General features: G+C 61.2%; 14 protein-coding genes and 1 tRNA gene. 11 read left to right on the forward strand and 4 right to left on the reverse strand.

Translation table 11 applies throughout. The features are described 5' to 3' along the window. The first annotated feature begins 120 nt into the window (after positions 1–120). Positions 121–1251: an OmpA family protein gene (locus H6979_00295; GenBank protein ID MCP5138286.1), complete on the forward strand. Its 1131-nt coding sequence runs from the start codon at positions 121–123 to the stop codon at positions 1249–1251. Between the two features lie 90 nt (positions 1252–1341). On the opposite strand, the gene H6979_00300 is transcribed toward H6979_00295, so the two are convergent. Beyond that, the gene (locus H6979_00300) at positions 1342–1959 is read right to left on the reverse strand and encodes a TetR/AcrR family transcriptional regulator (GenBank protein MCP5138287.1); all 618 of its coding nucleotides are present in this window, start codon (positions 1957–1959) and stop codon (positions 1342–1344) included. Between the two features lie 135 nt (positions 1960–2094). On the opposite strand from H6979_00300, the gene H6979_00305 reads away from it, so the two are divergent. The 3 genes from H6979_00305 to H6979_00315 are packed head-to-tail and all read left to right on the forward strand — an operon-like array spanning position 2095 to position 3956. Next, positions 2095–3006: a hypothetical protein gene (locus H6979_00305; GenBank protein ID MCP5138288.1), complete on the forward strand. Its 912-nt coding sequence runs from the start codon at positions 2095–2097 to the stop codon at positions 3004–3006. Further along, a complete protein-coding gene (locus H6979_00310; protein MCP5138289.1) occupies positions 2997–3413 on the forward strand; it encodes a hypothetical protein in 417 nt (138 codons plus the stop codon). The genes H6979_00305 and H6979_00310 overlap by 10 nt, the downstream gene beginning before the upstream one ends. A 54-nt stretch (positions 3414–3467) precedes the next feature. Beyond that, the gene (locus H6979_00315; GenBank protein ID MCP5138290.1) at positions 3468–3956 is read left to right on the forward strand and encodes a hypothetical protein; all 489 of its coding nucleotides are present in this window, start codon (positions 3468–3470) and stop codon (positions 3954–3956) included. 21 nt (positions 3957–3977) lie between these two features. Here the strand turns inward: H6979_00315 and H6979_00320 are convergent. Both H6979_00320 and ispB read right to left on the reverse strand, forming a co-directional pair. Then, a tRNA-Pro gene (locus H6979_00320) sits at positions 3978–4054 on the reverse strand. A gap of 99 nt (positions 4055–4153) precedes the next feature. Further along, complete coding sequence (gene ispB / locus H6979_00325) at positions 4154–5152, reverse strand: octaprenyl diphosphate synthase (GenBank protein ID MCP5138291.1); 999 nt, start codon at positions 5150–5152, stop codon at positions 4154–4156. A 13-nt stretch (positions 5153–5165) separates the two neighbouring features. Between ispB and H6979_00330 the strand changes: the two genes are divergently transcribed. From H6979_00330 to obgE, 4 genes are all read left to right on the forward strand, one after another. Continuing rightward, entirely contained in the window at positions 5166–5987 is an 822-nt protein-coding gene (locus H6979_00330) for a S1/P1 nuclease (protein ID MCP5138292.1), read from the forward strand. Positions 5988–6063: 76 nt separating this feature from the next. Beyond that, on the forward strand, positions 6064–6384 hold the full coding sequence (rplU, locus tag H6979_00335; protein ID MCP5138293.1) for a 50S ribosomal protein L21: 321 nt from the start codon (positions 6064–6066) through the stop codon (positions 6382–6384). 61 nt (positions 6385–6445) lie between these two features. After that, positions 6446–6712, forward strand: a complete 267-nt coding sequence (rpmA, locus tag H6979_00340) for a 50S ribosomal protein L27 (protein MCP5138294.1) — start codon at positions 6446–6448, stop codon at positions 6710–6712. Positions 6713–6800: 88 nt separating this feature from the next. Further along, the gene (gene obgE, locus H6979_00345) at positions 6801–7859 is read left to right on the forward strand and encodes a GTPase ObgE (GenBank protein MCP5138295.1); all 1059 of its coding nucleotides are present in this window, start codon (positions 6801–6803) and stop codon (positions 7857–7859) included. Here the strand turns inward: obgE and rpsT are convergent. After that, positions 7831–8190, reverse strand: coding sequence for a 30S ribosomal protein S20 (gene rpsT / locus H6979_00350; protein MCP5138296.1), 360 nt, complete (start codon positions 8188–8190; stop codon positions 7831–7833). The two genes, obgE and rpsT, sit on opposite strands and share 29 nt — an antisense overlap. 160 nt (positions 8191–8350) lie before the next feature. Between rpsT and murJ the strand changes: the two genes are divergently transcribed. From murJ to ileS, 3 genes are read left to right on the forward strand one after another with little or no spacing between them, the layout of a single operon-like run. After that, the gene (murJ, locus tag H6979_00355; protein ID MCP5138297.1) at positions 8351–10006 is read left to right on the forward strand and encodes a murein biosynthesis integral membrane protein MurJ; all 1656 of its coding nucleotides are present in this window, start codon (positions 8351–8353) and stop codon (positions 10004–10006) included. 29 nt (positions 10007–10035) lie between these two features. Continuing rightward, positions 10036–10974, forward strand: a complete 939-nt coding sequence (locus H6979_00360) for a bifunctional riboflavin kinase/FAD synthetase (GenBank protein MCP5138298.1) — start codon at positions 10036–10038, stop codon at positions 10972–10974. Continuing rightward, a complete protein-coding gene (gene ileS, locus H6979_00365) occupies positions 10971–13775 on the forward strand; it encodes an isoleucine--tRNA ligase (protein ID MCP5138299.1) in 2805 nt (934 codons plus the stop codon). The genes H6979_00360 and ileS overlap by 4 nt, the downstream gene beginning before the upstream one ends. Positions 13776–13785: the final 10 nt, after the last annotated feature.

The raw sequence follows: 13785 nt of genomic DNA on the forward strand, positions 1-13785 counted from the left end.
CGGATTGGCAACAACAATATGCCTGAGTTGGTATTTTTCCGGTGATTACGTAAACTTAGAGCGTGTCCAGTCCTTGGATGCTGTCAGTTTTTTCAAACACCCGTTTAGAGAGGTGAAGCGATGCGATGCGTCAAGACCGGGCTGGGTTCAGCTGCCTTGATACTGATTCTGGCCTTGCAGGGGGTTCATGCCGCTGAAGACGTGGGGCGTGTCTATGTGAAGGCTCTCGGTACCTATATCGATGCGGACAGCGACCGCCTGGTCGACGATGAGGTGGCCGGCGGAGCGCTGGGCTTTGGCTATTCCCTGAGCGAGCACTTCAATGTCGAGTTCGATCTTCAGAAACTGAACATGAACGGTGACCCGTCCTCAAATCCGGATCAGGACCAGACGGCGGTCAACCTGAACCTGATGAATATCTACAACCGCAGTGGGTTGTTCGCGCCGTACCTGCTGGCTGGTGCCGGCATCGTTAACACCGACATCAAGGATGGCAGCCAGGATCATGACGACCTGCAGCTGCAGGGCGGTGCCGGCGTACTGACCCGTCTGTGGAGTGATCGGGTCTCCTTGCGTACGGAAGTCCTTTACCGTTGGCAGGATGCATCGAGCAGTCTGAGCGATGTGCTGGTCAACGCAGGCGTCAGCGTCGCGCTGGGCAGCAAGCCCGTTGAGGCAGCTCCGGTTGCTGCCCCGGTGGCTGTTCCGGTCGTCGCAGCACCGAAGGACAGCGACGGGGATGGCGTGGTTGATACGGCTGACAAGTGTCCGGGTACAGTCGCCGGTGCCAAGGTGAATGCACAGGGTTGTGAACTCGACAGCGATGCCGACGGTGTCGTCGATCGTCTCGACGAGTGCCCCGGCTCACCTGCGGGCGCCAAGGTCGATGCCCGTGGTTGCGAAGAGTCGCTGGTCCTGCGTGGTGTGGTTTTCGACAACGACTCGTCAAAGATCACCGCGCAATCTGAAATGATCCTCGATTCCGTGGCGGACATTCTCAGCAAGCGCACGCACTTCAAGCACATCGAAGTGCGCGGACATACGGACAGCGTCGGTACGGATCAGTACAACCAGAAACTCTCGCAGCGGCGCGCCGATGCGGTCAAGTCCTACCTGGTAGGCAAGGGACTGGCGGCTGGTCTGTTCACGACCAAGGGCTTTGGCGAGTCCCAGCCGATTGCGCCGAACGATACGGCCGATGGCCGCGAGCAGAATCGCCGCGTAACGCTGGAGTTCAGTGCTGGCCAGTAATACGCGGTACTGATAGCTGCAAAAGCCCCGGTGATCGTCAGGTCGCCGGGGCCTTTTTCTTGTGGCATCTGATGGCCGTCAGCGCGGTTCTCAGTCCATCAGGAGTGCGAGCATTGACTCGCGATACAGCCGTTCGCCGTCAGGATGATCCTGGTATACACGCAGTAGAGGTACTGCTGTACGTGTCAGCACACGGAAAGTGTACATAGCGCTTCTGTTGCGCAGTTGCTCGCCCTTTGCCGCGTGGTCCAGAGCCTGTTTCATTGCGGTTGTATATGCCTGGTGTGCGTTGCGCATACGTGAGAATGTCGCGGTATCCACGCCGGGAATCAGCATCAGGGCATGCCGGCGCCGATGCCAGAGGTCGGCGTACATTGCGATAATGCCGGGGACAACGGCCTTTGGCGCTTCATCAAGCAGAGCAGTCATCGCCGTGCAACCCTCCGTGAATACCGGTTCGATGATGGCTACGAGCAAGTCAGTCTTGTTTGCGCAATAACCATAAAAAGAACCGCGTGAGATCCCGGCACCTAGCAGTATCTGCTGGACACTGACGCGGGCAGGGCCCTTTTCGGCCATCAGTTGGCCGGCGGTGGCAACCAGTTTCTCCCATGTCTGGCCACGGCGCTCCAGTACCTTTGCGCTGTTGATGCGCTCGCGTCGACGCGGCTTGCGCACGGTTGCCTGTCGTTTGATCGGTGTGTTCATGGCGTCAGAAGTCGGAGAACTGTTCTAGGTATGGCCCTGGCCCAGATTGTCTCTTGTAAAACTTATACAGCGATGTATTATAAAATTCCAGCGACCCGGCGGGTATGTGCAGCGGGGTCATGCAAGGGTATATCAATGAATGAGTCAGTCGGAAAGTCCAGACTCTGGCGACCACCACTGATCGGGGTCGTTACGACCATCCTCATGCTGTTTGCTGTCGGCCTTGCACATGCGGTCATGCGCCTCATTGAGCAGTCCCTGGGTCACGACATGACCTATATCGCCTCCATCGGAATCGGATTTCTTGGCATTCTTCTCCTGTGGAGCGGCGTCAGGTCGCGAAGCGAGAGCTATGCGACCTGGGTGGGCTTCCTTGCCGGTCTGACGATCTGGATGTCCTGGGTAGAGTTCTTCTACATGTACTACGGACGAAAAAACTTCGGGATGTTGCCGCGGATGGTCGGTGATCAGGTTACGACGGAGCCGGAGTACCTGATCATGGCGGCCACCGTCGGTGTGCTGCTGTTCCAGTGCGTTTTCTACACCTTTGACAAAGACACGCGCTGCAACATGTTCATCTGGATCCAGAATCGTTTGCGGCTGCGCGGTGGCCTTGGCCCGTCGACAAAGACGGCACAGGATCGCAACTACGCCATCATTACCTTCATGGAGACCATCTACGTGACATGGTTCTGCTATGCGTGGAACCTGTTGATTTTCGATCCTGCCGTGGTCGGTGTGGGTGAAGGGGTTCGGTTGGCAATGCTCGGGACCGTATTTGTTTCGATCACGTGGGGTGGTTATTGCTTCAGCCGGCTGATCAAGTATCGGCGCATATCAACAGCGCTGCGCTACGCAATTCCGACTGCAAATATTCTCTGGATCAGCGTGGAGGTATCGTCCCGCCTCGGATTGTTGACAGAGGTATGGCTTGAGCCGCAGAAGTACGCCATGGAGATGAGTCTGTATGCGCTGGCTTTCGCAGTGCTTTCGATAATGATCTATCGGGCGCCAAAGAAACCGTCAGAGGTGGGTCAATGGAACTGAATCGGCAGCTCCGCCGGCGGGTGACTGGTCTCTGTGGTGAATTCCTCATGGCGCTCGCCATGGCTGGCATCGGTTCCCCGTTGCAGGCGGCTCCGCTTGCCCTGTACCCGGGAATGGGCGGTGTGCCTGACATGGGCGCGATTCACTGCAGAACATTCAATGAAATGTATCCGGCCGGGCCGAACGGATTGCGGCAAGCAATCCTGTACTGGACGGGGGGATACGTTTATGCACAAACCGGCAAGACGCTTGATGAAGTTCTTGCGGCGCCAGGCATGGGCACGTGGAACTTTGAAACGCTTACCGACCATATCGTTGAGTTCTGCAAGGCGCAACCCGATGCGCCAGTGCCCTTTGCGGTGATCGATCTCTGGAACCGGATCAGTTCCGGTTCCTCCGGCATGTAGGTTATTCAATCAAGGAACTGGAAAGTCATGAGAATACAGGCAGGCGTCATCGCCGTGATTGCAGCGCTGTTACTGCCCGTCGCAGGACTTCGGGCAGCAGATACTCCGCAGCCAGTTGCTGAAGCCGTGGTGCACGAGTTCAATGCTGCCATGACCAGCAAGAGCATCGACAGGATGCTTGCATGTCTGCTTGATAACGGCGTGCAGTTTGATTTGCGGCCAGCACACGCTGATCAGGCTGCCGGAACGTATCAGTTGGTACAGCCGCTGCGCGAACGCTGGACGTCCGTTACGCCGATTGTTTTCAGTGCCACGAAGTCATATACCCGTACTGCCGAGATCATCCATTCGCAAACCAGTCCTGAAATCGCAACTATATGGGCGAGGGTCACTGCCGTCATGCAGATGCCGAACGCCGAAAGTGCCAGTACAAAGACATTCATGGAGGTCTATTTCCTGATTCGTACGCCGAATGGCTGGAAAATAGGTGCAATGGTCGACGATCGGGGTACGGACAGGATTGCTACTGCGGGACCCGGCTGAGCGGGTCTGATCTGGGTGCGGTGGTCGGGGTGACAGGATTCGAACCTGCGACCTCTTGCTCCCGAAGCAAGCGCTCTACCAAGCTGAGCTACACCCCGAACGGTGTCTGGTGCTGACCGGTCCGGGCCGGCAGCAAGAATCGGGCGCCATTTATACGCGGGCCGCACGTGAGCGGCAAGGGAGATCTGGCTGGTGGCTCAGTAACGCCGCTCGACGGCAAACTCGGCCAGGTCGATGAGGGCGGTCCTGAAGATCGAATCCGGTACCCGTTCCAGCGCCAGCTGCGCCTTGTTGGCGCACTCACGCGCCTTGGCTACCGTGTAGGCCAGCGCACCGGTGGACTGGATCGCAGCCTGAATTGCGTTGATTTCCTCAAGTCCGCCATTTTCGATGGCCCGGCGGATCATCAGCTGCTGGCGTGGCGATCCGCGCAGCAGCGCAAAAATGAGGGGGAGGGTGGGTTTGCCTTCGGCAAGATCGTCGCCGATTTTCTTGCCGAGCTCACCGGGGACCGCATCGTAGTCCAGTGCATCATCGACCAGCTGGAAAGCCAGACCGAGTTGCCGCCCGTATTCGACAAAGGCGTCCTCGACGGCGCGCGTTTGTGCGGCAAGGATGGCCCCGATCTGCGCACCGGCTTCAAACAGCCGGGCAGTCTTGCGGTAAATCACATCCATATAACGCTGTTCGGTGGTGTCGGGGTCATTGCAGTTCATGAGCTGCAGGACTTCACCTTCGGCAATGGTATTGGTGGCGTCGGCCAGCACATCCATGATGCGCATCTGGCCGACCTGCACCATCATCTGGAAAGCCCGTGAGTACAGGAAGTCACCGACCAGGACGCTGGCTTCATTACCGAACACGCTGTTGGCCGTATCCTGGCCGCGCCGCAGGTCCGAGGCATCGACAACGTCGTCGTGCAGCAGGGTTGCGGTGTGGATGAATTCGATGATCGCGGCGGTCGTGATGTGCCTGTCGCCGTGGTAGCCGCAGGCCCGGGCGGAGAGCAGGGTGATCAGGGGGCGCAGGCGCTTGCCGCCGCTGCCGATAATGTAGTGGGCCACACTGTTGACCAGTGCAACATCGCTGCTCAGACGCTGGGTGATCTCCCGGTCGACCGCCGGCCAGTCATCGGCCACAAGGGCGCGTACTGCTTCCAGGTCGAAGCGGGAGTATTCAGGTTGGACTAGATGCATTGCGAAACGAATAATGCCCGCGATGGTCTGCCGTGTACACATTGCCGCCTCAGTAATTCTAAGTATTGCCAGCGTCCTGTTGCTGGTACAGGGGGCGCTGGCTTTCGGGCCCGCGGGGCACCGCATCGTGGGCGATATCGCCGATGCATACCTGTGCCCGGGCACCCGCCGGGAACTGGTACCGCTGCTCGGCACGATGAGTCTGGCTGAGGCCGGCGTCTGGCCGGACCAGCTGCGCTCCCGTCCCGAATGGGCGCACAGCAAGCCCTGGCACTACATCAATGTTGCCGATGGCGGGTCTGTAGCGGCTGCAGCCCGGGCCTCGGACGACAACGTACTGGCGGTGCTGGCGCGCTTTGAGGTGGAACTGCGTGACCGGCGGCTGCCCGTTGAGCGGCGCTCGATTGCGCTGCGGTTCATCGCCCATCTGGTCGCGGATATCCATCAGCCCCTGCACGTGGGACGAGCGGAGGACCGGGGCGGCAACGATATCGAAGTGATCGTGCGCGGCAAGGCCACGAATCTGCATGCGGTCTGGGACGGATTGGCCCTGTCTGCTGCGGACCGGCAACGCCCGGCCGATTATGCCCGCCGGCTCGGGCCGATCGATACCGCAGAGCTGCGGCGCTGGCAGGTGGCCGAGCCGCTGTTCTGGGCAGAGGAATCCATGGCGCTGCGCCCGGTCATCTATGCCTTTGGCCGGGAATTCACCCCGTCTGTCCTCAGTCAGACCTATCTGAATTCGGTCCGAACCACGCTGGATCGGCGTCTGGCGCAGGCCGGGGTCAGGCTCGCGGCGCGTCTGAATGCAGTATTTGATTGCCGTACCCGTTGAACCATGGGCGCTGATTCACTAGAATTCGCGCTCATTTCGCGTGGCCGTCAGTCGGCCCACCCCGGAGATTTATCAGATGTACGCTGTTTTCAAGACGGGCGGCAAGCAGTACCGTGCGAGCCAGGGCGATCGCCTCAAGGTAGAGAAGCTGGAGGCCAGCGCTGGCGATACGGTCGAGTTCAGCGATGTGCTGATGGTTGGCGAGGGTGCGCAGGTCCAGATAGGCAAGCCGAGCATCGACGGCGCACGGGTCACCGCCAAGGTGGTTGCCCAGGACCGTACCGGCAAGATCAGCGTCATCAAGTTCAAGCGGCGTACCACCTACAAGCGCATGAAGACCCACCGGCAGGATTTCACGCTGGTGGAGATCACGGCAATTGCGGGCGGCGCGGGCTGAGCAGCACGGGTTTCCGGCAGCATTCGATTCAGACGGCAAGACGATACGGAGTTAATCAGTCATGGCACACAAGAAAGCAGGCGGCAGTACCCGGAACGGACGCGACTCCGAGTCAAAGCGCCTGGGCCTCAAGAAGTTTGGCGGCGAACAGGTCATCGCCGGAAATATCCTGGTTCGCCAGCGCGGTACGGAGTACCACCCGGGCAAGAACGTTGGCCTCGGACGCGACCACACGCTGTTCGCCAAGGCGAACGGGGTCGTCAATTTCGAGGTCAAGGGTGCCTCCAGTCGTCGCGTTGTGAATGTCATTCCGGCCGTCAACGCCTGAGATTGACCACAACGGCGGCCGATAAAAAACCCCGCGAATGCGGGGTTTTTTGTTCCGGCAGCTTGAACCCAGGTATCCGGTACTACGCATGAAGTTCGTGGATGAAGCCAGCATCAGTGTCATCGCCGGCAACGGCGGGCGCGGCTGTGTCAGTTTCCGGCGCGAGAAGTTCATTCCGCGCGGCGGCCCGGACGGCGGTGATGGTGGCGACGGCGGGAGCGTCTGGTTTGTCGCCAGTCGCGGGCTCAATACGCTGGCCGATTTCCGTTTCAACCGGCGCTTTGCTGCGGAGAACGGCGAGCCGGGCTCGGGCAGTCAGTGCACCGGGCGTGGCGGGGCATCACTGTACATTCCGGTGCCGGCCGGTACCCGCATCATCGAAGCAGATACCGGCGAGCTGTTGGGTGACCTGACGCAGGAAGGGCAGCAGCTGATGGTGGCAGCCGGCGGCAAGGGTGGTCGCGGCAATCAGCATTTCAAGAGCAGCGTCAACCGGGCGCCGCGGCAATCCGGGCCGGGCACGCCGGGCGAGCGACGCACGCTGCACCTGGAACTGACCCTGCTTGCGGATGTGGGGCTGCTCGGCAAACCCAATGCCGGCAAGTCGACCCTGCTGCGCGCGGTTTCGGCGGCCCGGCCACGGGTTGCCGACTATCCCTTCACGACGCTGCATCCGGGCCTCGGCGTGGTGTCGGTGGGTCCGCTACGCAGTTTTGTGATGGCGGATATCCCCGGGCTGATCGAGGGTGCCGCTGAGGGTGCCGGTCTGGGTACTCGCTTCCTGCGCCATCTGGGCCGCACCCGATTGCTGGTCCATCTCGTCGACGCGGCGCCCTTTGATGGCAGTAATCCGGCACATGATGCCCGCGCGGTGGTTGCCGAGCTGGAAAGCTTTAGTCCGGCTCTCGCGGCACGGGAACGCTGGCTGGTGCTCAACAAGACCGATTTGCTCGATGAAGCCGGTGTCAGCGCCGCCGAGCAGACCATCTGTGCCGCGCTGGGACATACAGAAAGGGTTTACCGTATCAGTGCGCTGACCGGTGCGGGTACGGCCAGGCTGGCCGCAGATCTGATGACGAGGCTGGAGCAGATGGCCGCGGAAGTTGCCGAGCCGGAGGTCAGCTCTTCTTCGACACCTTCTTCTTAGTTGCCTTTTTCCTGGAAGACTTCTTCGTTGCAGCCTTCTTTGCAGCGACTGGCGTGCCAGGGGCGGCGGCGGCCAGCTTCTTGATGGCCTTGTTCAGGCGGCTCTTGTGGCGAGCAGCCTTGTTGCGGTGGGTCAGGCCCTTGTTGACCATGCTGTCGAGCGAGGCTGCGCTGGCTTTGAAGGCCGCAACAGCTTCATCGACTGAGCCGCTATCCAGCGCGTGCGTTACCTTCTTGATTGTGGTCCGCATCCGGGAACGCAGAGCCACGTTGTGCTGACGGCGCTGCTCGGCCTGTTTGGCTCGTTTCGCTGCTGACTTGGTATTGGCCACCGGGTGCTTCCGTAAGTAAAAGGCTTGAAAAAACGGGCATCAGACCTGCTGATGCCATGTGCGGCAGACCCCGCAACAGGCGCGCATTCTTTGGTTTCCCCCAGGGGATGTCAATAGTTGCGACCCGATCGGCCCGGCCTGCGGGTAGACTTGCCGCCCAATGAGCATATCGTCGAGCACATCTGCTGAACCTGGAAAGCCCGCGTCGAGCGGCCGGCAGCAACCGAGCGGCAGAAAGTTGCTGCGGTCGACCGGCACCGTCGGCGGATTCACGCTGCTGTCCCGGATTCTCGGCCTGGTGCGCGATGTGGTCTTTGCCAAGCTGTTCGGCGCTGCCAGCCTGATGGACGCATTCTTCGTTGCATTCCGAATCCCGAACATATTCCGCCGCTTCTTTGCCGAGGGCTCGTTTTCCCAGGCCTTCGTGCCAGTGTTTGCCGAATACGATGAGAAAGGCGACCACAGCGCTGTTCAGGAACTGGTCGATCGGACCGCCGGTACGCTGGGCGTCATCCTGTTCGGGATCACCGCGCTGGCCGTGATTGCGGCTCCGGTCTTCATCGCATTGTTTGCGCCCGGTTTTGTCACGGAAAGCGGCGCAGCTGATACGGATCGGTATGCGCTGTCCGTGGACATGCTGCGCTGGACCTTTCCCTATCTGCTGTTTATCTCGTTCACGGCGCTGGCCGGCGGAATCCTGAATACCTATCAGCGCTTCACCGCAGCGGCCTTTTCCCCGATTCTGCTCAACGTGGTCCTGATCGGCTTCGCTGCTTACGTGTCGCCACTCTACGCACGACCCGGCATGGCGCTGGCGGTGGGTGTGTTTACGGCGGGCGTGGTGCAGCTGGTATGCATGCTGCCCTCCCTGATGCGCGTCCGGCTCATGCCGCGCCCGAAACTGGGGTTCGGGCACCCCGGGGTGCGCAAGATCCTGCGGCTCATGTTGCCGGGTCTGTTTGGTTCATCGGTGGCCCAGATCAGTATCCTGCTCGATACGCTGATTGCCTCACTGCTGGCCACCGGCAGTATCAGCTGGCTCTACTACTCGGACCGGCTGATGGAGTTTCCACTCGGCGTATTCGGCATCGCGCTCGCGACCGTGATGCTGCCCAACCTGTCCCGGCAGCACGCCAACGGGGCCGCCGCGGATTTCGGCCGGGCGCTCGACTGGGCCATGCGTCTCGTGGTGTTGATTGTTACGCCGGCGACCGTCGGCCTGATGCTGCTGGCCGGGCCGCTGCTTGCCACGCTGTTTTATGGGGGCCGCTTCGGGGCCGGCGACGTCGAGATGGCGACCTGGAGCCTGGTTCCCTTTGCAGCAGGTCTCATCGGTTTCACCATGGTGAAGGTCCTGGCACCGGGCTATTTTGCCCGTCAGATCACGACCACGCCGGTACGCATCGGTTTGATCGCACTCGGTCTCAACATGATCCTGAATGTCGTGATCGTGGGGCCGTGGGTGCTGATGGGCTGGCCTGCGCCCCATGCAGGTCTGGCTGCGGCGACGTCGCTTTGTTCCTTTATCAACTCGGGTCTGCTGTATCGCGGACTGCGGCGCGAGGGGGTCATCAGTCCGGCGCCGGGATGGGGCCGGTTTCTGCTGCGGGTAGCCGTCGCGGTCGGGGTGCTGGTGGTCGTGCTCGTCCAGGCCGTTCCGCCGACCAGTGCCTGGATCGAGGCGGACTTCTGGACGCGCTGCCTGTGGCTGGCGGCTGCCGTCACGGGTGGCGGATGCACATACTTCGCTGCGCTGTTCGCGGTGGGATTCCGCATCGGGGACATGCGCATGCAAAGCGCAGCCCGGCCCTTATAATCCAGCCTTCTCTGGCACGCCGTGTTTCCATGCAAGTGTTTCGCCGCCCGCGACCGGGTGTCAACGCAGTGTTGCCCGGGTGTGTTGCCACGATCGGTGTGTTCGATGGCTTTCACCTGGGTCATCAGCGCATTCTGGACAGGGTGCGTAGCGAGTCGCTGCGCCTGAAGCTGCCGTCGCTGGTCTTCAGTTTTGAGCCGACACCGCAGGAAGTCATGCGTCCAGAGCAGGCGCCGGCTCGCCTGATGCATTTTCGTGACAAGGTCGGCTATCTGCATGCGAGCGGTATCGACAGCTTTTTCTGTCCGCCTTTCGACCACACCCTGGAGCACTACTCGCCGGAGGCGTTCATCGACCGCTTGCTGGCCGATACGCTGGCCGTACGGCATCTGGTGATCGGTGACGATTTTCGCTTCGGACGGGGCCGGGCCGGTAACATTGCCGATCTTGAAGCCGGCGGGAAACGATGCGGCTTCGGCGTGGAGCAGGTCGGCAGCGTGATCCGCGATGGTATTCGCGTGTCGAGTACGGCCGTTCGCGCCGCCCTCGCTGCTGGTAATCTGATGCACGCCCGTGAGCTGCTGGGGCGAAATTACCGGATGAGTGGTCGCGTGGTCGCCGGCCGGCGGCTCGGCCGGCAGCTTGGTTTTCCCACAGCGAATATCCGGCTGAATCGACGCCAGAGTCCGCTGGCCGGCATCTTTGCGGTGCGCGTGCACGGACTCGACAGTTCGCCGCTGGATGCAGTGGCGAGTCTGGGCACCCGGCCGACGGTGGCCGGCGTCGAGCCGCTGCTGGAAGTGCATATTTTTGACTTTGATGCGGATATCTACCGGCAACGGCTTGAAGTCGAGTTCGTTGCGCATCTGCGCAACGAAGAGTGCTTTGCCGATCTCGAAGCCTTGCGCCGGCAAATGGAATGCGATGCGGCTGAAGCGCGCCGCCTGTTGACAGGGACCCCCACGTGACCGACTACAAAGACACACTGAATCTGCCGCAGACAGCCTTCGCGATGAAGGCCGATCTGGCCCGGCGTGAGCCACAGATGCTGGAGAGCTGGGCCAGTCGTGATATCTACGCGCAGATCCGCAAGGCCGCTGCCGGCCGCCCGCGTTTCTTGCTGCTTGATGGTCCCCCCTATGCGAATGGCGATATTCATATCGGTCATGCCGTCAACAAGGTCTTGAAGGACATCATCGTCAAGTCGAAGACGCTGTCCGGCTTCGATGCACCCTATATTCCAGGCTGGGATTGCCACGGCCTGCCCATCGAGCTGCAGGTCGAGAAAAAATTCGGCAAGGTCGGTGACAAGCTGACGCCGGATGAATTCCGCAAGGCCTGTCGTGAATATGCGCTGAGCCAGGTCGACAGCCAGCGTCGTGATTTTCGCCGGCTCGGTGTACTCGGCGACTGGGACCGGCCTTATCTCACCATGGACCGGCGCTTCGAGGCAGAGCAGATTCGCGGCTTCGCAAAGATAGTCGCCAACGGACATCTGCACCGGGGTTACAAGCCGGTGCACTGGTGTCTGGACTGCCGTTCGGCGCTCGCCGAAGCCGAGGTCGAGTACATCGACAAGACCTCGACGGCAATCGACGTCGGCTTTGCCGTACTGGACAGCGCTGAACTTCACCGGCGCGCCGGGCTCAGCGGATCGGCACCGGTGATGTTGCCGATCTGGACGACGACAGCATGGACACTGCCCGCCAACCAGGCCGTGGCGCTCGGCGCTGAGCTTCCGTACCGGCTGGTCGAGGCCGATCTCGGCAATGGACCGGTACGACTCGTGCTTGCCGCCGGACTGGCCGAGGCCGCGCTGAGCCGCTACGGGGCCAGGACTTCCGCCACACTTGCCGTGTTCAACGGCCAGGTACTGGAGGGACTGAAGCTCAGTCATCCCTTCTATGCGCGCGAAGTGCCGGTGATCCTCGCCGATTACGTGACGCTTGATGCCGGTACCGGGGCCGTGCATACCGCACCCGGCCACGGTCAGGACGACTATCAGTCCGGGTTGCGTTACAAGCTGCCGCTGGAGAATCCGGTCGACGGGCGTGGCGTCTATGTACCGGGTACGGAACTGCTGGCCGGGCTGCATATCAAGGCGGCTGAGGAGCGGATCCTGGGCATGCTGCGCGAGGCCGGCCGATTGCTCTGCGCGCAGAAATTCCAGCACAGCTATCCACACTGCTGGCGGCACAAGACCCCGCTGATCTTCCGCGCGACGCCGCAGTGGTTTATCAGCCTCGACCAGAACGGACTGCGCGACTCGAGCCTTGCTGCAATACGCAGCGTGCAATGGATACCGGACTGGGGCCAGCAGCGCATCGAGAACATGATTGTCGGGCGCCCGGACTGGTGTATCTCGCGGCAGCGTACCTGGGGGGTGCCGATTCCGCTGTTCATTCACCGCGAGAGCGGCGAGCTGCATCCGGACACCCTGGCGCTGCTGGAAGAAGTTGCGCGCCGTATCGAAGCGCAGGGCATCGATGCCTGGTTCGATCTGGATCCGGCTGAGCTGCTTGGCGCGGTTGCCGGCGACTACGACCGGGTCACGGACACGATGGATGTGTGGATGGACTCCGGGATGGTCCACCACTGCGTTGCCCGCAGTCATGCAGAAGTGGGCTTCCCGGCAGATCTCTATCTGGAAGGCTCGGACCAGCATCGTGGCTGGTTCCAGAGTTCCTTGCTGACGGCGGTTGCCATGGAGGGCAAGGCGCCGTATCGGCAAGTGCTGACGCACGGCTTCACCGTGGATGACAAGGGCCGCAAGATGTCCAAGTCGCTCGGAAACGTCGTTGCGCCGCAGCCCGTGGTCAACTCACTGGGCGCAGACGTCCTGCGCCTGTGGGTGGCTTCCACGGATTACCGGGGCGAGATGAATGTCTCGCAGGAAATCCTCAAGCGCATGGCCGACTCTTACCGGCGTATGCGCAATACCGTCCGTTTTCTGCTCAGCAATCTCGACGGCTTTGATCCGGCCAGCGAGCAGGTGCCTGTAGCAGAACTCGTCGCGCTCGATCGCTGGGCACTCGGCCGGGCTGCAGAGCTGCAGCGCGAGATCCTCGCGGCCTATGAATCCTATGAGTTCCATCGCGTCTATCAGCAGTTGCACAATTTCTGCGTCGTTGATCTCGGCTCCTTCTATCTGGATGTGATCAAGGATCGCCTGTACACGACCGGCCGGAAATCACTGGCCCGTCGCTCGGCACAGACCGCCATGTACCATATCACCGAAGCCATGGTCCGCTGGCTGGCGCCGGTGCTGAGCTTTACGGCCGAGGAAATCTGGGCGCAGATACCCGGCAAGCGTGGTGACTCGGTATTCATGTCCACCTGGCACCAGTTGCCGGTCGTCATGGCAGCCGATGTGGCTGACCTCGACTGGAAAGGGCTGCTGCGTGTGCGTGAGACTGCTTCCAGGGCCCTCGAAGCGTTGCGTGTATCTGGCGCGATCGGTTCGGGTCTGGATGCGAAACTCACGATTTTTGCTGATGGCCGGCTGCTTGAAGACATGCGGCGTCTCGGCGATGAACTGCGCTTTGTGTTCATCACTTCGGGTGCGACTGCCCTTCCGGCTTCGGAACGCAGCGCGTCTGCGCTGGCCGGAGAGGGGCACTGGGTGGAGGCTGCACCGGATGCGGACGCCAAGTGCGTGCGCTGCTGGCATCGTCTGCCGGATACCGGCAAGAACGCTGCTTACCCTGAACTCTGTGGCCGGTGTGTAACGAATATAGACGGACCGGGCGAGATCCGTCGCTACGTCTGAGCGAGTACGA

The organism is Chromatiales bacterium (genome assembly GCA_024234935.1).
Classification (GTDB): domain Bacteria; phylum Pseudomonadota; class Gammaproteobacteria; order Steroidobacterales.

Excerpts from the sequence above, each read along its gene's own strand:
- rplU (MCP5138293.1), top strand. The coding sequence starts at position 6,064 with ATGTACGCTGTTTTCAAGACGGGCGGCAAGCAGTACCGTGCGAGCCAG.
- H6979_00305 (MCP5138288.1), top strand. The coding sequence starts at position 2,095 with ATGAATGAGTCAGTCGGAAAGTCCAGACTCTGGCGACCACCACTGATC.
- H6979_00360 (MCP5138298.1), top strand. The coding sequence starts at position 10,036 with ATGCAAGTGTTTCGCCGCCCGCGACCGGGTGTCAACGCAGTGTTGCCC.
- H6979_00295 (MCP5138286.1), top strand. The coding sequence starts at position 121 with ATGCGATGCGTCAAGACCGGGCTGGGTTCAGCTGCCTTGATACTGATT.
- obgE (MCP5138295.1), top strand. The coding sequence starts at position 6,801 with ATGAAGTTCGTGGATGAAGCCAGCATCAGTGTCATCGCCGGCAACGGC.
- rpmA (MCP5138294.1), top strand. The coding sequence starts at position 6,446 with ATGGCACACAAGAAAGCAGGCGGCAGTACCCGGAACGGACGCGACTCC.
- H6979_00310 (MCP5138289.1), top strand. The coding sequence starts at position 2,997 with ATGGAACTGAATCGGCAGCTCCGCCGGCGGGTGACTGGTCTCTGTGGT.
- H6979_00330 (MCP5138292.1), top strand. The coding sequence starts at position 5,166 with ATGCCCGCGATGGTCTGCCGTGTACACATTGCCGCCTCAGTAATTCTA.
- murJ (MCP5138297.1), top strand. The coding sequence starts at position 8,351 with ATGAGCATATCGTCGAGCACATCTGCTGAACCTGGAAAGCCCGCGTCG.
- ispB (MCP5138291.1), bottom strand. The coding sequence starts at position 5,152 with ATGCATCTAGTCCAACCTGAATACTCCCGCTTCGACCTGGAAGCAGTA.
- H6979_00300 (MCP5138287.1), bottom strand. The coding sequence starts at position 1,959 with ATGAACACACCGATCAAACGACAGGCAACCGTGCGCAAGCCGCGTCGA.